The organism is Aquibacillus albus (assembly GCF_016908325.1).
Taxonomy (GTDB): domain Bacteria; phylum Bacillota; class Bacilli; order Bacillales; family Amphibacillaceae; genus Aquibacillus_A; species Aquibacillus_A albus.
In genome coordinates this window covers 51,158-69,533 of sequence record NZ_JAFBDR010000017.1, presented here as the reverse complement: position 1 = coordinate 69,533, position 18,376 = coordinate 51,158, and the positions used below count along the sequence as shown (strand labels likewise).

The following is an 18,376-nucleotide window of genomic DNA, read 5'->3' as shown; positions in this document are numbered from 1 at the left end:
GATACTTCCAGGAGCTTTAAACATCAGGATTTTGACTATTCCTGATATTAATTCCAAATCATTATAAAAGGTTAAAGACTGACTCAAATGAGTCATATCCAATTGACTCTGAGTCAGTCCCTTGTAAGGCTTTTTGTTATTCTGCCTTAAGATAACTATTATACGCCTTTTGATTTATCTCAACATACCGGTCAACTTGTAATGAATTAAGACCCTCTACATATTCTTGCCAGTCCTTTTCTAAATCTAAATCTCCTGTAATAAATCTAACAGCACTTTGCTCAACATAATCAATAATATTTGTTTTAAGTGTAGCCATTTCACTTTGAGTTGCTTCATCATACCATATTGCCCAGAAAGGAAAAATATTCTCAGGCTCTAAATCCTCATACAAATAGGTTGCTTCCTGTAACCTACGTTCATATCCTTGGTCTGTATATATATCCGTAGACTGAACCCATCCGTCTCTATATTCCCTAGGTTGGTAAAATTGGGCAGCTGCTCCCCATGAATTGTTAGTTGGTTCTTCCGGATGTAACTGTTTTAATATAGGTTCTACTTCTTCATTAACTGCAACATCGCCTTCCTCCGGCTTGACCCAATCCTCACCTTCTACTCCAAAGTGAGACCGTGTCTGTCCTTCTTGAGTAAACATATAATCAAGTAATTTAATTGCTTTTATTTGTGCTTCCTCACTTGCTTTATTTGTGATAGCAAAATTCGCACCTTGGACAACCGGATAGTAGTAACTGGAGTATTGACTATATGGACCATTTAGTGGTGCTAATGCGTCATACTTTACATGATTATCATTACCAACGAATTCCCATGGATGGGTTGCAGCACCGACTCCTAGAATCACTTCGGGGTTATTTCCTAATTGTTCATATGCATCACTGTTCTGTGTAAATGCCCCAGGGTCTACAAGCCCTTCTTTGTATAAAGAATGGATATATTTTAAGCCTTCTTTCCACTCGTTTGTATTTGCTACAAATTTTACTTTCCCATTATTTATACTTAACCTTGTTTCGATATCATCGTAAATAAATCCATTCATTAAATAAGGTACAATGGAATTAAACTTATTTGCTACTGATCCACTTAATGGAATTTCATCATTCTCGCCATTTCCGTTTGGATCTTGCTCCTTAATAGCTTTTAGTACTTGTTTAAATTCTTCATGTGTTTTTGGCATTTCTAAGTTCAACTTTTCTAACCAATCCGTGTTTATCCAGAATTTATTAGGCCATGTACAGTGAAAGCATTCTTCTAGTTGTGGTACACCATAGATGTTTCCATCCGGTGCAGTAGCCATTTTTCTAAACTCTTCATTCTCGTCTAATACGGCTTGGAGATTTGGCGCATGTTCTTTGATTAAATCATTTAACGGAATTAGCACCCCTTGTTTTCCATATTTTAATAAATCACTTGCCGTAAACTGATCTACCCATTCAATGAGGAAATAAACATCAGGATAATCACCACTTGCCAAGGTAATTTGTCGGCGTTCTTTTGCAGCTGCTCCATCATAGGAAGTCGTTTCAAATTCAAAGTCAACCCCGAACTCTTCCTCAGCAAAGAGGGTGAAAGAATTAGTCTCAAGATCCATTTCATCGCTTTCTGGCATAAATACAGAAATTTTTGTCCCTTCGTTTGAATCAGAACCGTTTTCTGTATTAGAATCATTATCCGTATTGGAATCGTTATCTGTATTAGAAACCTCCTCTTTCTTAGGAATACAAGCACTTAATACAAAGAAGCTAAGTAATAACAACAATAATATCTTCCAATGCCTTTTTTTCATTTTTTTCCTCCCCTTATTTTATTTAAAAACTAGACTTTTCCCAGATATTACTTTACATCACCTCCTTAATATCTAATTAGGACGCTCTGACAATTTCCAATTATTTTATTAACCTTTTACAGATCCAATTAACATTCCTTTTACAAAATACTTTTGTGCAAAAGGATAGATAATAAGAACTGGTAGACTTGAAACTACAATTAGTGAGTATTTCATTAAGTTTGCTAGTTGTTCTCTTTTTTGCTGTTCTGCAATGTCCATATTTACCCCTGATTCAGTCTGTGTAATAAGTAATTCGCGTAATTCTAACTGTAGTGGGAATAGCTCTTCAGATCTTAAAAAAACCATGGCATCAAAATAACTATTCCATTGGAACACCGCATACATAAGAGCTAGAACTGCTATAATCGGTTTTGATAGAGGCAATACAACCGACCAAAGAAACCTCAAACTACTACATCCATCCATCTCACTTGCTTCTACCAATTCTTCTGGTACACTAGTTTGGAAGAATGTTCTTGCAATGATTATTTGCCAGACAGCCATTGCCTTTGGGATCAAAATTGCCCATATCGTGTCCAACATCCCAAGATTTTTAACTACCAAATATTCCGGTATAAGTCCTCCATAAAATAGCATGGTAAAGATTATGAAAAACATTAAGAACGTTCGTCCATAGAATGATTTTCTAGATAATGGATAAGCAAAAACAACGGTTAAGACGACAGCGATAACGGTGTACGCAACCGTGTAAAAAATAGAATTGCTAAAACCTCTCATCACATCCGAATTGTTAAACACTTCGGTATAACCTTCTAATGAAAAATCGACTGGCCATAACCAGACCCTACCTGCCATTACAGCTTCAGGACTACTAATAGAAGCACTAATAATGTAAATTAATGGATAAAGTACGATTAATAAAACGATAATTAAAAACGTATAAACACCTATTAGAAAGATGCGGTCCGTGAAAGATTCACGTATTTTACTTGACTTGATATTTTCATCCATATAAATTTCTCCTTTCTACCACAAACCATTTCCAGAAATTCTTTTTGCCAAGTAATTCACCAATACAAGAAGTATTAAATTGACGAAGGAATTAAACAATCCTACAGCTGCACTGAAACTGAAGTCAGCATTAATAATCCCCATTTTGTATACATAAGTCTGAAGAATTTCCGAGGTGCTTAAATTTAATGGATTTTGCAACAAATATACTTTTTCAAATCCAAGCGCCATTAAATTTCCAACACTTAAAACAAGGATGATTACAATAGCAGGCATTATTCCAGGAATATCGACATTCATTATACGTTGTATTCTTGAAGCACCATCTACTTTTGCTGCTTCATATTGTTGTTTGTCAACCCCTGCAAGTGCTGCAAGGTAGATAATGGCTGAATACCCTGTTTGTTGCCATGCATCTGACCATACAAAGACAGATCTAAATAAATCCGCATTACCAAGGAAATTTACAGGTTCAAATCCGAATAATTCAATAAATTGATTGATTATTCCTAATCGTGGAGAAAGCATTAATACAATCATCGAAACAATAACTACTGTTGAAATAAAATATGGAGCGTATGTGAACATTTGAACAGACCGTTTAAACAATCCATCTTTTATCTCATTTAAAGTAAGTGCTAAAATGATAGGTAGTGGAAAGGTTACTAGTAGCTGATACAAACTTAAATAGAGCGTATTTTGTATCAAATCCCAAGCAACTGGGTTTCTAAAGAATGCTTCAAAGTGTTTTAAACCAACCCATGAACTTCCCATTATTCCTTGAACAACATTGTAGTCCTTGAACGCTATAACCGTCCCAATCATTGGTACATATTTAAAAATGATAAAATACAACACTGGAGGTATTATTAGTAAATATAATTGCCAGTGCTTTTGAAAGCTTTTTCTTGCTAATTTCCACTGCGTTACTTTTTGTTTCTTTAAAACAGAATTCGAAAGTGGTTGATTCATTTCTGTTGTAGGCTTCAGTGTCAATCCCTCCTTCTCTAAATTCGCACCACAAAAGGAAGCGCTTACAATAAAATTATCATGCATTCTTATTAAAATAAACGGACAAATCATTCTCCGTGGTACAATTTCAGAAAATTTAAAAATTTATAAAAAGGTACATTAAAGCTTCAAGGGTACACTTTAGTAAACGCGCTAATTGCCTACGAATACTGACTTCTTTCAATAAGATGAATGATGGAAACAACTCCATTTTTTCATTCCCCAGACAATAAAAAAGTACAATTCCATTTATAGATGAGAATTGTACCCTAACATTCCAAACGCTCGATTACCCACTTTTCGTTTCCGCAGTTTTCCTATATTGATTAGGAGTAATCTTATTCATTCGTTTAAAAGCTCTCCGAAAAGAGTGTGCACTATTATACCCTACCAAGCTAGCTATATCATCTATTTTTTTGTTCGTACTGATCAAAAGTTGTGATCCTTTCGAAATGCGGATTTTCTCTAGGTACTCCGATAAATATTCACCGGTTTGGTCCCTGAAAACCTGAGATATATACTTCTCTGGTCGACCTATATACTCCGCTATCATATAAATCGTTAAATCGGCTTGGTGGTAGTTTCCGTGTAAATAATTTTTAATATTTTTTACTGTTATCGTGTTGCTTTCTTGTTCACGTACATTCACTAAATTACAATAACAATTCACTACTTTCATTAAAACTTCCTTCGATGGGTCAACCCCATCGGTAATCCGAATAGCTAACAATTTTTTTCTTAGGTTTTCACCAACACCGCTGTTACATAATACTGATTCCTCGAACGCCTTAAGAAATGTACCTTTTACCTCGAATAAAAATTGTTCCATCATATCTGCAGCTAAACACCTTTTTTTAAAGTTAGCATCAAATAACTCTTGAATGATTCTGTTTATTTCTACCGATTCCCCCTCTTTTAAATGATTTAATAATCTAAATTCATAGTCCAATGGATAATAAAATACCGTTGATTGTTGTAACATATCGTTATACCAGTATAAATCTTCGTCATTTGATAAAGTGACAAAGTCAACGGCCTGTTTAGCTTCGTTATAAGATCTACTTATATCTTTCATCGATGTAAATTCATGTCCTAATCCAACCTTTAATGAAATACGGTAGTTATTCATGAAATGTCTTTGCAATGATGAAAGCATCTTTTCTATACGACTTGCTAACATAGTACTCTTTTCCGTTTTGTCACCAAAGAAAATACATACAATTTTATCCGAGTTTAAATTTGTCATATAAAGACCTTTCATCATTTTTTCAGATTCATTTTTAATTAAAACTCTAATAGTATTTAGTTCTTCATAAATTTCACTACTTGATACTCCCTGATATCCATCTACCTTTAGAACACTGATAAAGCCATGCTTACCATATAAATGAACATCTACTTGATTCGCAAGGTCTTGTAACTTATCCATTCTTCCCGATAATTCCCCAGAAAGAATTTGCTTCAAAAAAACATCCTTTAATAATGGCTTGTGATCATCAAGTTGAGCTTGTAATTCAGTATTCTTAGAAATAAGTTTTGATACACTTCCGTGGATAAAATCATATTCGTTTTTAGGTTTGCTTTCCGAGTCTAACTGCTCTTTCATTGTTTGCAATATTTTTGTTATCGGAAGGCTATTTTTATATGCAAATAATAAGCAAATAATCAGTCCAATAATTAGAGTACTACCGGCCACAGTCCAAGTAATATATTTAATTTTTCTAGCATCCTTTAATAACGCTTCCTTTGGAATACCAGCGACATATACCCAATTATTTTTATCAGAATCAATGGATATTAATAACGTCCCATCGTTCATATACTTTGTATTATTTTCTTCATCGATTAATGGGATAATTTCCTGTATCTCTTTCTCATTTATTCCTGTTGTAGTCATAATTCTATTTTTCTCATCTATTATAAACGACCAACCACCGAATTGCTCCGGAATACCTTTTAATAGTTCATTTATTTTTTCTTGCTCAACCGGTACTACGATAGCACCTAAAGGATCATGAAAGTTATTCATGGGGAGTGTTATGACATAGGTTATGACACTAGTATTCGTTTCCTTTTCAAAGTAAGCTTGACTTGGTAGTATTTTATGTGGTGGCCCTCCCATTAACATTTCAGATTTCCACTCTTCAAATGTTAAGTTAGGGTAATTATTCATTCTGTAGAAATGATTAGGGCGATAGAATACAGACCCCGGTGTAATAATAAGCTCTGTATTTTTTAAATAAATATAAAAATCCTCTAGAAATTTATTAGTAGAGGCATAAGGAGTTACATTCTCTGACAGTTCTCTAAGTTCAGCAACAATATTAACCTTTTCGGAGTCTTTTTTTTGTAAAAGTGTAATTAGATTCTTGTTAGAAGCTAACTGCATTCCAAATCTGTCAATCTCTGAAAAACGTTGTTCTAAAATTGTTTTACTTAAATTTAATACCTGTTTACTGTTTTTTATCGAATATGCCTCTGTCGATGACATGGTAACTTGATAGGAAATAAGGCCTGTTAAGATTGGGATAAGTAAAATAATAATATAAGAAATTAGAAACCTTCGAAAGACAACTGGCAATTTTAAATTTCTCATAAGTACCTCATTTCTATAGTATTTGTAGGCCGAAGCTTTCCTTCGGCCAAAGATTTATAGAAACTAATCTAGTAGCAAATCGTTCCTTTAAAGACCTACAATTCAGTCTTTTCACCCGACTAACAATGGGTCAAAGGCTTACTTCATGAAAGTACGGAATTTACCGACAGAGAAATCCAAAATAAATACATACTCTAGATGTTTTCTCAACACTTTTTGCAATAATTAATCGATTAATAACTTAAAAACTACTGGTTTATCACTACTAACCTGATTCGTAGTAATCTCCAGACCTTTTTCTGTTCGCTTCCAACTCGGCTTTTCATTGAATCCCAAAATAGAAACATCTTTAATAATGCCGTGGAAATGAGGAAGCTTAGAAGCATCCTTTTCGGCAAGAGAATGGATGTTAACCTTCCCATCCTCGGGATAATTTAATACAGTTGCATAAAGATAAGAACCCTTTACAGTAAAACGAATGTCTTCTGAAGTAAACTCCTTTGATTCTTTATCTGTAAACTGTCCTTCTTGAATTTTTATCGGGCCTTCACCTGACTTTCTCCATACCTTACTATCATAGATAGCCTCACCATTTACTTTTAACCATTCACCAATTTCTAGCAATATCGCTTTATCCGCAGCTGGTATCGTTCCATCTGCTTTTGGTCCGATATTTAATAACAAGCTGCCATTTTTACTGACAATATCGACAAGATCACAAATAATCTCTTTAGCTTTTTTATAATCATTATTCTCCGTATAACACCAAGAGTTTTTTGCTACTGAAGTATCTGTTTGCCAGAAGTAAGGCTTCTGATCAGCAAATTGCCCTCTTTCGATATCTACTACTGCGGTACCAAACATAAAGGCATCATGCTTATAGTTAATCGCAACATCCATTCCCCATTCTTCTGCCCGATTATAGTAATAGGCTGAAAATTTCTTCAGATAGGGTTTCACTGCATGGTGCTGTATCCACCAGTCAAAATACATAATTTTAGGACGATAACGATCTACTATTTCACACGTACGAATCAACCAATCTTCCAGAAATTCCTGTGTTGGAGATGGACTAAATAAGTCTTGATGGTTAGGCTCTGGCATTGCGGGCCAATAGAAGTCACCTCTCTCAAGAGGTTCTTTAATATCACTATCAAATTCCTTACCCCGCCCCATAAAAAACCAATGTTCAATACGGTGCGTCGATGCACATAACGGAATATCCCTTTTTGCTAATGCATCTCCTAATTCCCCTAAAATGTCACGTTTGGGACCCATTTCATAAGCATTAAAATGGGAAAAATCACTCTTATACATTTGAAACCCATCGTGATGTTCTGCTACAGGCATGACATACCTGGCTCCAGCCTCTTTAAAAAGCTCTGCCCATTCCTCTGCACTAAACTGTTCTGCTTGAAACATCGGAATAAAGTCTTTGTAGCCAAATTCCTTATGGTTCCCGTAAGTTTTTATGTGGTGCTCATATTCCTTTGAACCTTGAATGTACATATTTCTCGAATACCACTCATTACCGAAAGCGGGTACAGAGTACACTCCCCAGTGAATAAATATTCCAAATTTAGCATTTCGGTACCATTTAGCTAATTGATAATTTGATAGAGAATCCCAGTCATCGTCATACTTTCCCTCTATGATTACACGGTCAATCTCTTTTAAGTAATCTGATATTTTACTGTGTTGATCCATCATCATTAAACTCCTTTCAATTTATAGCTTATACTAGTTATTTAAACATTATAAAGCGCTTACATTATTGACACAAGCACTCTCGCCATTTTCAAGCTACGTGCAAATTTCTCCTTATTTTATGACCATACATATACCTATTCCAGCTTTGATTTTAATCCATAACAAACTAATCAATTCCAATCTATTAAAACTACCCATCTGTGTACTAATTAACTAGGCAAAAGCACATAACTTTTTCCTTTTTCCGTATTTATTTCGTATTTTCCATCCGCTAACTCCCGCAAATCCACTAGGTTGAGAGTTTCTTTTTCTTTGACAATAAATTCCGCATTCAGTGTACAGTCTTCTCCTGCAAGCGATAATATTTCTATACAGGACACTTCACCATTCAGCCATGCAAGATTAACTTCAAATCCTCCCCTAGCTTTTAACCCCTTTACTTTTCCTGTTGCCCAAGCCACAGGTAACGCTGGTAGAAATTCCAATACACCTTCATGAGATTGTAATAACATTTCTGCTATCCCAGCCGTTACCCCAAAGTTTCCGTCTATTTGAAAAGGTGGATGTGCATCAAATAAGTTTGCGTAAATTCCGCCCTTGTGGTAGTTTTCTATGTCATCATCAACAAGCTGCAACAAATTGTTAATTAGTTCTAGGGATTGCTCACCATCTCTAAATCGCGCCCATAATCCTACTTTCCATCCTAGACTCCATCCCGTACCTTCATTCCCTCTTCGCTCCAATGATTTTCTTGCTGCCTGATAAAATTCGGATGATTTGATTGAAGTCAGTTGTCTTCCTGGATAAACGCCAAATAAGTGGGATACATGGCGATGATACGTATCTTCGTCTTCAAAATCTTTATACCATTCCTGTAACTGGCCATATTTTCCGACTTGCATTGGGTATAAGGAGTCCCGTACTTCACTCAGTTGTTCACAGAAGCTTTGATCAATTTGCAAGACTTCTGATGCTTCCATACAATTGGTAAATAAATCCCATATAAGTGCCAAATCCATTGTTGAAGATTTACTTACTGAAGCCTTAACTTCGTTATGAATAAATTTGTGTTCAGGCGAAGTAGATGGATTTGTGATAAAGTAACCATCCTCGTCTTCTTCCAGCCAATCCAGACAGAATCGTGCGGCATCTTTCATCACGGGATAAGCTTTTTCACGTAAATAATCCTTATCTTTACTAAAAGCAAAATGCTCCCATAAATGTTGACACAACCAGACTCCACCCATTGGCCATAGTGCCCATACTGGATCCCCATGACCATAGTCACCTACAGGTGCTGTTTGACACCATATATCCGTATTGTGGTGAGCCACCCAACCATCAGCACCATAATTCTCCTTTGCAGTAGACTTACCATTTCTAGATAGTCTCTCTATTAAGCTTAATAATGGCTCATGACACTCTGATAGATTCGTTGTCTCTACTGGCCAATAATTCATTTCTGCATTTATGTTTAAGGTAAAATTACTACTCCATGGTGGTCGTGTATTCGCATTCCATATCCCTTGTAAATTAGCAGGTTGGGAACCTGGACGTGAGTTAGTTATCATTAAGTATCTTCCATATTGAAACAATAGTTCTACTAATCCAGGATCCGATGCCCCATATTCAGCTATCCATTGGTCGGTTGACATATCCTCAAGTGCGTTTGTCTTACCTAGCTGAAGATCTACACGACCGAATAAGGAACAGTAATCTTCGATATGGCGTTCTCGTAATTCCGCATAAGAAAATTTCATCGCATGCTTTAAATAAGAATTAGCATCTAATGATGGGTCTTTTCCTTCTGTCGAAGGAAAATGGTCATACCCATTAAAACTCGTTGCACCAGAGAAATAAAAGGTTGCACTCGTTGCACCTAATAGGTGCATCCCATCACAATCCACTGTTAATGTACCAGAGTCATGCGCAATCCCTAAACGACCTTCAAATGTCATTGCTTTCGTTGTATCATCATCACCATACACAATTGGGTTTTCTGTTGTGTAATAATTGGGATCCACCTTTTCTGGGGCATGCCCTGTCATGACGAGTTGGCCTTGATCATCATGTGTTCGGTATCTTAACGGACTTTCCAACTTAGCATGTACATTTAATAAACCAGGTTGACTTGTTTTTATCTCAATGACAGCGACTTGATCAGGATACGAGATAAACATTTCTCGTGTGAATGTTGTTTTTCCTACTTGGTACTCTACATAGCTGATACCATCTTTCAAATCAAGGCTTCTACTATAATTTTCGACAACTTCACCATGTTCAAACTGAAGAAATAAATCTCCTAACGGCATGTATGATTGTGTATAAGGACCCATCATTTTCTTGGCTATATTGTCTGCTTCTTCAAAATTCTCTTCATTTACTTGATGACGTATTTCAGCAAGTAAATGCTTTGCATCTGGATTATTCCAATCTCTCGGATAGCCTGACCACAATGTTTCCTCATTTAATTGGAGGTGTTCTACACCTATTCCTCCAAATACCATTGCGCCAAGTCTACTATTACCAATTGGCAATGCCTCCGTCCACTTTACCGCTGGTTTCTTATATTGTAATTTCAATTAAATACCTCCAAAGGAATGATAGAATCCACCTCAGCTACACTTTAATTCCACTCAGAATTTCCGCTCGACCAAGTTTTGTTATGGATAGGTTGTAAGATTTTAAGAACAGCCTCTAGAATATCTTCATTAATTGGTTCTTCTGTCCAGTCAATATTTTTGGTTATATTTTTAACACTCGCTGTACTTACTAATGTAGTAGGAATCAGTTCATTCTGAACAGAGTATTGAATAGCTAACTTAGCCAAATCTTCACCGTTTTGCTCACAAAATTCCGCAGCTTTTTTACACACCTGCTTTATTTCCTCATCAGCCGGATGCCAATCTGCTACAGGACGCGAGCTTAATAATCCCATTGAAATCGGAGAAGCATTGATTAATCCCACCTGTTTCTCTTCCAGTAAAGGGATAAGCGATAAAAGAGACGTATCATTTAATGAGTAATGGCAATAGGATAAAATGACATCTAAATCTGCTTTGTTAAGAACTTTATCAAAAACAGTCAGTGGCAATCCAGATACGCCGTAAAATCGAATTTTACCCTGTTTTTTTAATTCTTCTAATGCAGGAATTCCTTCCTCTATAACTTGGTTATAAGATCCGAATTCAATATCATGTAATAATAAAATGTCTACATAATCCGTACCCAATCTTTGAAGACTTTCCTCCAAACTTTTCGTAATTCTATTCTTTGAAAAATCAAACTCATTTTCACCATATCTACCTGCTTTGGTAGAAAGGAAATATTTATCCCGAGGGATATCTTTTAATGCCTTCCCTAGAACAGTCTCCGCTTTCGTTAACCCATAATAAGGAGAAACATCAATTAAGTTAATGCCTTGATCAACTGCAGCATGGACAGACTTTATTCCTTCCTCTTCATTGATTTCCCTAAAAACTGATCCAAGTGAGGATGCACCATAACTCAGTACCGACACATCTAATCCTGTTTGGCCTAATTTTCTGTATTTCACGGTTGTTCCTCCTCTTTTATATTTTTAGCTTGTAAAAGTCCATCGCATTTTTACCAAACACCAATTCCTTCTCTTCGTTTGAAACATCGTCTGGAAGTGTATCGTTTAATAGATTGTAGACGTCATCATAACTAGCAGCTAGTAAACAAACCGGCCAATCACTGCCATACATAACGCGCTGAACACCAAAAACATCAATGATATGACGTACATAGGGGATAAACTCGTCTTTTTTCCAATCCTTATGGTTTGCTTCTGTCACCATTCCAGATAGTTTACAATAAATATTTGGGTGACTAGCAATTTCAGCCATTTGACTTTTCCATGGCTCTATATTTCCCTGTTCAATTTCTGGCTTGGCAACGTGGTCAATTACTCCTCTTATCGATACATGCTTTAAAAGCTCACATACGGCAGAAAGTTGACTAGAATGAACTAATAGATCAACCGGAAGATCAATTTCCTCAAAATAAGAGAACGCTTCCAAATAATTCGAATTTAAAATAATATTTTCATCTGGCATATCCTGAATCATAACACGGATTCCAATGAACTTAGGATTTTTTCTGAAAGTTTCTAGTTGTTCCTTATAAGATGGATTATCTATGTCAATCCAGCCAACAACACCGATAATGGATTCAGAACGTTCACTTAGCGAAAGTATAAATTCAGTTTCTTCAATAGTTGGAGCAGCTTGAACAACTATCGTTTTATCTATACCACAATCTTTTAGATGGTTAACCAAATCTTCCTCCAGAAAATCACGATATAAAGTAGTTATTTCCGGCGTAATCCATCCATAGTCATCTCTACTAATCTTCCAATAATGTTGATGTGCATCAATTCTCATATCTTCTTCACCCTCTTATTCAGAAATAACACCTTTTTTCAGGATAACGTTGGCATACAATGCTTTTTCCCCAGTTGCTACGATGGCATAGGCTTTCTTTGCTCTTTCATAAAAAGCAAATCTTTCTTCATATTCGAAAGGTTCTTCTATCGAGGTATTATTTGCTACTATAGAATCATATTCTTTCCAAATTGGTGTTTCCACAGTGTCCCCTTTAACAACATCCATTAAGGCAATAGGGTGTTTTGTATAAGTGTCTAACGGAAACAATAGTAATAAGGCCTCTAAAAGGGCAATTGTTCCATGCCCATCACAACGAACAACTTTTGCACCATGACTCGCAGCAGGAAAATTACCATCAGCAAGTACAATTTCATCTCCGTGACCCATCTCCATCAATATTTTCATCAACTCAGGGGATATGATTTTTGGAATACCTTTTAACATATTATTCCTCACTTTCTATTTTCGGATGACTATAATTCAACCATTGCTTTCACTACGCCAGTCTCTGGTTTCAACCAGTTATCAAATTCATTGATTAAGTTATCAAAATTAGATCGATGTGTGATAAAACGATTTGCATCAATGTACCCATTTTCAATCGATTGGATGACAAAATCAAAATCTTCTTTCGTTGCATTTCTACTTGCTAATAAGGTAAGTTCCTTTGAGTGGAATAAAGGATCATCAAAAGTTATGTCGGATTTAACTAATCCAACAAATATTAACTTTCCTCCGTTTGCTGGATATTGGAAAGCATCCATCATCGATTTACTATTTCCGGTTGCATCAAAGACAACGGTAGGCATGTCACCGTCTGTTATGTCCATTAACTGGTCAACTGGTGTCTTCAGGGCATTTATAGTGTAATCTACGTTTGCCCACTCACGAGAGAAATTTAAACGTTCTTCATTAATATCCATGGCTATTACTCTAGCACCTGTTTGCTTAGCAGCAGTGATCACTCCTAACCCAATTGGTCCAGCACCAATGACGAGGACAAATTCACCATCTTTCACATTGGAACGCCTTACAGCATGTGCTCCAATACTTAAAGGCTCGAGTATGGCTGATTGATCTAAAGTTAATCCATTCGTTTGAATGAGATGGTCAAAAGGAACGGAAATTTGTTCACACATACCGCCATCAAAATGAACGCCCATCACTTTCATATCTGTACAACAGTTTGTCAGTCCGTTTCTACAGGCAATACATTGGCCACACTCCATATAAGGAATAATCGATACTTGATCACCTTTCTGTAACCCCTTTGAATTATCTTCTATAGAATCTATAACCCCTGCAAGCTCATGACCGAGTACTCTTGGATACTTAAAAAATGGTTGGTTGCCCATAAACGCATGTAGATCGGTACCACAGATGCCAATTCGTTTTATATTTACAATGGCATTACCCTTTTGGTATTCAGGCTTTTCAGTATTTGTCGCTTTAAACATCTTAGGTTCTTCACAAATGATAGATTTCACTTAAACACTCCTTTTTAAAATACAAATCATTCTGTAATTATAGATTATCAGCAATAAAGTGAAATAAAAATTACATTTTTTGCTTTTTTTATACTTTTTTTTGATATATAGTGTAGTTAGGTGATAATAATGAAAGCGATTAAAAAAACTTCTAATTCTCCATTTCCTTTTTCGTTTGTTTATAAAGGGAGTAAGGATCCCCAAAATGAGTTACCTACTCATATCCATGACTTTCATGAAATTATTTATGTCCACAAAGGAAAAGGGACATTTTTCATTAATAATACTCTTTACGATATGGGCAAAGGGGACGTATTCATAATCCCAAACGATACCATTCATCATGCAGTTCCTGATAAAAATGATTTAATTACGTCATCTGTTATCTTTTTTAGTCCTGCTCTCATTCAATCCATCTCTGTGGAAGAGAACTTCTCCTATTTATCTATCGTTGAGAAGATTAAGAAAAATAAACACTATAAACTTTCACTTTCTGATGTGGAGCAACAAACTTTTGAAGAACATTTGAACAATATTCAACAAGAGTTAAGCGCAAAACAACTGGGTTCAATCCATGCTGCCATTTTGATTACTCATCAAATATTACTCTTTTTATCTCGCTTTAGTATGAAACAAACAGAGAATAAATTTAGGGAAGGAGATTTTAATCGTTACTGGATGAATGAGATTTTCACCTATATTGATCATAATCTTCAAGGCAATATATCCTTAAGCCTGTTAGCTGAGAGAGCTCATGTTAGTCCTGCACATTTTAGTAGAGTCTTTAAGCAAATAACCGGAATGGGGCTTACTGTGTACTTAAACAAAAGAAAGACTTATAAAGCTAAAGAGTTATTATGGAGTACTGACTATCCAGTTTCTTATATTGCAGAATTAAGTGGTTTTGAAAGCACCCCACATTTTTATAGGATCTTTAAAAAATATATAGGAACTACTCCTGCAGGGTATCGAAAAAGTAAAAAATGATAAAGCTATTTTATGAATAATTCTATAAGTTTGGGCTTTCCATGGCTGTTTCAATATGTTATTAAATTCAGCCAGAAAAGCCCTTTCCCCTTTTGTTAAGAAATCACTGGAGAAACCCCCACCTCGGAAGTATTCTGTTGAAGCAGGTCGCCATTGTGTAGCATCAAGACACTTCTGAACTTCTTCTTCCGTTATCTCCCGATGCGGTTTCATGACTTCATTCATTCTTCTTAAAATTCACTCATATCTACATATTCATTTCTCATCCCTAAGTAATCCTGGAAGAAATCCTCTTGAATCATACTGCCAGCAATACCCATTGAAACAGAACCCATGGACACATAAGACTTACCTTTCATCATAGCCAAGGCTAATCCTGCTTTAGAGAATTTCAATAATTTCCCTTTTACAGTCACACTAATTTATAAATGTTATAATTTCGTATATTGTATGTAGTAACTATCTTTTATAGTAACTTGCAAACACTATCTTCTCAAAAGTACCAAATGGTAGTTCGTGATCCGAAATAAGAACTACTTCAACATTATTCCTTACTATACTCTTTTACAATCTGAGCATACTCATTAAAATCCCTGGATAGACGATCTCTGGAATACACAACTAGATATTTAACTCCTTCGTATTCTAATAAGTTTAATAACCTATCTAAACCAGGCCTTCCAATTCGATTTTCTACTTCTTCATCATGGAAAAATATTATGTCCCCAACATTAACTCCCATTTCAACTAGGAGATCATCTACGTTATCTACTTGACCGGAAATTGCTCCTGGATTCCATGATGTACCACGAGTGTAAACAACCGCTTTATTTTTCTTCATTTATAAACCCTCCACCTATACATATACATTGCTTGAGATACTCACACGCTCACATACTGATTCAGAGCAGTGCAAGTCCAAGTATAGTTCAGAAGCCACTTCTGGTTACGTTTTTCACATGAATGAAGGTTAGCGGGCTCGAACCGCTGACATCTTGCGTGCCACGCAAGCGCTCTCCCGCCCACTATCCTACTAAAAGAATAGTTTCCTATACTATATAAATACAGTATAATTAATTTCAAGAAGTATTGTTTCTCCACTTGCAAATGAACATATGTTTCTTCCAAGTAAACCCCATTTTAGTGTTGTTAGCAGCCTCGAAAAGCAGAGAATATTTTTCACCCTGTCATTTTGATTTTTTGGAATAAATAATGGAATATTTGTTCACAAAAAATCCTACCAAACCCATTAAATTCATAGCAGTTTTTATCTACTGACGTAAAAATTTTAATTGGAAAGGAAAGTGAATAATGCTAGATTTCGAACAAAAGTATGAAGAATGGATCCAAGAAAATATCACCGAAGAGAAAAATAATAGGAGGCGGGAACTTCTAGAAAAGGGGCTAGGACATGGTACGGTTCATTTTCTTCGTTCTATTTGGTTTCCTACTGTAGGAAACTTTAATCATTTATATCCTGAATGGGAGGTGCGGGATTTCAACAATGGTTACCGTTACCTTGACCTAGCTTACAGACCTGGACATAATACGAAAGGGTGTATTGAAATTCAAGGGTTCGGCCCTCATGCGAGAGACCTTGATGTTAGGCGATTTAAGGACTTATGCTGGCGACACTCATTATTAGCCCTCGATGGATGGACACTATTACCAATTGCTTATCTATCTATTATAGAAGAACCTCAACGCTGTCAACAACTTGTACTTGCATTTATCGGTAAATTCACCTCAATTGAAGTATCCACTGAACTATCTTGGCTCGAGGCAGAAGTTATTCGCTATTCACGTCGGATGCTACGGCCAATTACTCCACTTGAACTTGCCCACCATCTCCGCATTAGCGATCGCCATGCTCGGAAAATCTTACATAGACTAGTAGAGCAACAAATACTAATTGTTGCAAGTGGCAAAGAACGTGCCCGAACCTATAAGCTTAGGTAATTATTGCAAATAGAAGGCGTTGCAGTTACTTGGCCCTGAGTCCGTGCTATCTTGGTGGATTCTCGTTCCGTTATTTACTTCAAATAGCGCTTTTTGAACTCTGTTCCGGATTCTCGTTCCGTTATTTTCCCTTTTCACCTTCGTTTTCCCTTCATTTTGGGCTAATAACGGAATCAGGAACCACTTCATTCCTATTTAGGCAGCTTTTATCGTTTTTAACGGAACCAGAATCCGCTACACTCACTTTACAATGACTTGGTGGATTCTCGTTCCGTTATTTGCTAAAAATTAAGTGCAATTTACTCTGGTTGTATCTATAAAAAATAATCCGTCTCTGGCTTGCCAGAGATGGATTATTTTAAGGATGGAGCATAGCGGACTCGAACCGCTGACCTCTTGTCTGCCAGACAAGCGCTCTCCCAGCTGAGCTAATGCCCCTAAATATTATTAACAATTGTTATTATAAAGGATATTTACCATGACAACAATAGAAATTTTCCCGCGAAAACGTACAGAAGCAGTCCAACCTTGAACTGCTTCCCGCTTAGATTATCCTCTCAATAGCGGCAGGGAACAACAACGAAATGACCCACCCGATTTAATGATTTCAGAAAAGTCCACTTCAATAATTTGATAGCCCATTTTTGACATTGCTTGGTTTACTTGCTTGTTTTGCGGCATGCTAATCACTTTTTTCTGCCCAATGGATAATACATTTGTCCCTAACGTTAACTCTTCGTTCTTCGTAATTTCTATTAAATGATAGTTTTGGCTTAGTAAAGAGTATTCTGTATTTCCAAATGCTTCTGGAAAAATAATAGCAGTTTCAGGTCCAATAATATTAAAGGCACAATCGAGATGTAATATTCTCTCCGCTATTGGGATTGGAGTAATTTTATAGGTTGGTAATTGGTCTTGCAAAGCACGTATTGCTTCAATCGTTGTTCGATCACTAATTCCAACCCAAATCTTTTCCCCATCAATAATGACATCTCCGCCCTCCAGAGACAATTCATCAAAAAGTGTATATGGAAGATCCCGTTTATTAAGCTCCTTCATTAATACTTCCACTTCACCAGCGCGAACTCTTTGTCCCATCGTAGTAGCAAAAAGTTGTTCACCAATACAATAGCCAATATCTCTTGTAAAAACCTGTTCATGAAATTTCTCTTCAGGTGGTAATTCAATAACGTCTATTTCATTTTCTTTTAATACTTGAACAAACCTCTCGTGCTGTTCTTTTGCTATATCTACATCAATGTTTTCGTCTTTAAAAAGTTTCTGTGTTTCGTTAATAGCATTTTTTATTGTCATATACTTTGGTGAACAAACGATCACTTTTTTTAATGTATCATATTCGGTTTTACAATGAACTCTATTTGTTGGCATACATTTTCCT

15 protein-coding genes, 1 tRNA gene and 1 pseudogene are annotated in these 18,376 nt (G+C 36.0%); 2 read left to right on the top strand and 15 right to left on the bottom strand.

All coding sequences use genetic code 11. The annotated features are described in order from the left end of the window. Positions 1–136: 136 nt before the first annotated feature. The 10 genes from JOC48_RS14525 to JOC48_RS14480 form a co-directional block, all read right to left on the bottom strand. A complete protein-coding gene (locus tag JOC48_RS14525) occupies positions 137–1,804 on the bottom strand; it encodes an extracellular solute-binding protein (RefSeq protein ID WP_204500843.1) in 1,668 nt (555 codons plus the stop codon). A gap of 108 nt (positions 1,805–1,912) precedes the next feature. Next, on the bottom strand, positions 1,913–2,818 hold the full coding sequence (locus tag JOC48_RS14520; RefSeq protein ID WP_204500842.1) for a carbohydrate ABC transporter permease: 906 nt from the start codon (positions 2,816–2,818) through the stop codon (positions 1,913–1,915). 15 nt (positions 2,819–2,833) lie between these two features. Then, positions 2,834–3,790 (bottom strand): ABC transporter permease, encoded by a 957-nt coding sequence (locus tag JOC48_RS14515; RefSeq protein ID WP_204500899.1) that lies wholly within the window; start codon positions 3,788–3,790, stop codon positions 2,834–2,836. Positions 3,791–4,118: 328 nt separating this feature from the next. Further along, entirely contained in the window at positions 4,119–6,425 is a 2,307-nt protein-coding gene (locus JOC48_RS14510; protein ID WP_204500841.1) for a helix-turn-helix domain-containing protein, read from the bottom strand. Positions 6,426–6,650: 225 nt separating this feature from the next. Next, positions 6,651–8,135 carry an alpha-L-fucosidase gene (locus JOC48_RS14505; RefSeq protein ID WP_239584384.1) on the bottom strand — a complete coding sequence of 495 codons (1,485 nt, stop codon included), beginning with the start codon at positions 8,133–8,135 and terminating at the stop codon, positions 6,651–6,653. 209 nt (positions 8,136–8,344) lie between these two features. Beyond that, entirely contained in the window at positions 8,345–10,717 is a 2,373-nt protein-coding gene (locus tag JOC48_RS14500) for a glycoside hydrolase family 95 protein (RefSeq protein WP_204500840.1), read from the bottom strand. A gap of 44 nt (positions 10,718–10,761) precedes the next feature. Next, positions 10,762–11,691: an aldo/keto reductase gene (locus JOC48_RS14495; RefSeq protein ID WP_204500839.1), complete on the bottom strand. Its 930-nt coding sequence runs from the start codon at positions 11,689–11,691 to the stop codon at positions 10,762–10,764. A 16-nt stretch (positions 11,692–11,707) separates the two neighbouring features. Continuing rightward, positions 11,708–12,541, bottom strand: a complete 834-nt coding sequence (locus JOC48_RS14490; protein ID WP_204500837.1) for an amidohydrolase family protein — start codon at positions 12,539–12,541, stop codon at positions 11,708–11,710. 15 nt (positions 12,542–12,556) lie between these two features. Then, complete coding sequence (gene fucU / locus JOC48_RS14485) at positions 12,557–12,988, bottom strand: L-fucose mutarotase (protein WP_204500835.1); 432 nt, start codon at positions 12,986–12,988, stop codon at positions 12,557–12,559. A gap of 29 nt (positions 12,989–13,017) precedes the next feature. Then, positions 13,018–14,031 (bottom strand): alcohol dehydrogenase catalytic domain-containing protein, encoded by a 1,014-nt coding sequence (locus JOC48_RS14480; RefSeq protein WP_204500833.1) that lies wholly within the window; start codon positions 14,029–14,031, stop codon positions 13,018–13,020. Between the two features lie 129 nt (positions 14,032–14,160). Here JOC48_RS14480 and JOC48_RS14475 point away from each other — a divergent pair, with 129 nt between their 5' ends. Continuing rightward, on the top strand, positions 14,161–15,018 hold the full coding sequence (locus JOC48_RS14475) for an AraC family transcriptional regulator (RefSeq protein ID WP_204500831.1): 858 nt from the start codon (positions 14,161–14,163) through the stop codon (positions 15,016–15,018). Between the two features lie 233 nt (positions 15,019–15,251). On the opposite strand, the pseudogene fucI reads toward JOC48_RS14475, so the two are convergent. Together fucI and JOC48_RS14465 are read right to left on the bottom strand one after the other, a co-directional pair. Continuing rightward, a pseudogene (fucI, locus tag JOC48_RS14470) lies at positions 15,252–15,428 on the bottom strand (L-fucose isomerase); the annotation flags it as partial. Between the two features lie 134 nt (positions 15,429–15,562). Beyond that, entirely contained in the window at positions 15,563–15,859 is a 297-nt protein-coding gene (locus tag JOC48_RS14465) for a recombinase family protein (RefSeq protein WP_204500829.1), read from the bottom strand. A gap of 470 nt (positions 15,860–16,329) precedes the next feature. Here JOC48_RS14465 and JOC48_RS14460 point away from each other — a divergent pair, with 470 nt between their 5' ends. Next, the gene (locus tag JOC48_RS14460; RefSeq protein WP_204500827.1) at positions 16,330–16,977 is read left to right on the top strand and encodes a transcriptional regulator; all 648 of its coding nucleotides are present in this window, start codon (positions 16,330–16,332) and stop codon (positions 16,975–16,977) included. Here JOC48_RS14460 and JOC48_RS14455 read toward each other — a convergent pair whose 3' ends face one another. The 3 genes from JOC48_RS14455 to JOC48_RS14445 all read right to left on the bottom strand — a co-directional run bounded on the left by JOC48_RS14455 (position 16,978) and on the right by JOC48_RS14445 (position 18,366). Next, on the bottom strand, positions 16,978–17,166 hold the full coding sequence (locus tag JOC48_RS14455; protein ID WP_204500825.1) for a hypothetical protein: 189 nt from the start codon (positions 17,164–17,166) through the stop codon (positions 16,978–16,980). Positions 17,167–17,342: 176 nt separating this feature from the next. Continuing rightward, positions 17,343–17,415 (bottom strand) — tRNA-Ala (locus JOC48_RS14450). A gap of 111 nt (positions 17,416–17,526) precedes the next feature. Beyond that, positions 17,527–18,366 (bottom strand): dimethylarginine dimethylaminohydrolase family protein, encoded by an 840-nt coding sequence (locus JOC48_RS14445; RefSeq protein ID WP_204500823.1) that lies wholly within the window; start codon positions 18,364–18,366, stop codon positions 17,527–17,529. Positions 18,367–18,376 lie beyond the last annotated feature (10 nt).

What these genes read in the sequence shown, in the direction of transcription:
- JOC48_RS14520 (WP_204500842.1), bottom strand. Translation starts at nt 2,818, where the DNA reads ATGGATGAAAATATCAAGTCAAGTAAAATACGTGAATCTTTCACGGAC.
- JOC48_RS14505 (WP_239584384.1), bottom strand. Translation starts at nt 8,135, where the DNA reads ATGATGGATCAACACAGTAAAATATCAGATTACTTAAAAGAGATTGAC.
- JOC48_RS14515 (WP_204500899.1), bottom strand. Translation starts at nt 3,790, where the DNA reads ATGAATCAACCACTTTCGAATTCTGTTTTAAAGAAACAAAAAGTAACG.
- JOC48_RS14460 (WP_204500827.1), top strand. Translation starts at nt 16,330, where the DNA reads ATGCTAGATTTCGAACAAAAGTATGAAGAATGGATCCAAGAAAATATC.
- JOC48_RS14475 (WP_204500831.1), top strand. Translation starts at nt 14,161, where the DNA reads ATGAAAGCGATTAAAAAAACTTCTAATTCTCCATTTCCTTTTTCGTTT.
- JOC48_RS14465 (WP_204500829.1), bottom strand. Translation starts at nt 15,859, where the DNA reads ATGAAGAAAAATAAAGCGGTTGTTTACACTCGTGGTACATCATGGAAT.
- JOC48_RS14525 (WP_204500843.1), bottom strand. Translation starts at nt 1,804, where the DNA reads ATGAAAAAAAGGCATTGGAAGATATTATTGTTGTTATTACTTAGCTTC.
- fucU (WP_204500835.1), bottom strand. Translation starts at nt 12,988, where the DNA reads ATGTTAAAAGGTATTCCAAAAATCATATCCCCTGAGTTGATGAAAATA.
- JOC48_RS14455 (WP_204500825.1), bottom strand. Translation starts at nt 17,166, where the DNA reads ATGAAGTGGTTCCTGATTCCGTTATTAGCCCAAAATGAAGGGAAAACG.
- JOC48_RS14490 (WP_204500837.1), bottom strand. Translation starts at nt 12,541, where the DNA reads ATGAGAATTGATGCACATCAACATTATTGGAAGATTAGTAGAGATGAC.
- JOC48_RS14510 (WP_204500841.1), bottom strand. Translation starts at nt 6,425, where the DNA reads ATGAGAAATTTAAAATTGCCAGTTGTCTTTCGAAGGTTTCTAATTTCT.
- JOC48_RS14445 (WP_204500823.1), bottom strand. Translation starts at nt 18,366, where the DNA reads ATGCCAACAAATAGAGTTCATTGTAAAACCGAATATGATACATTAAAA.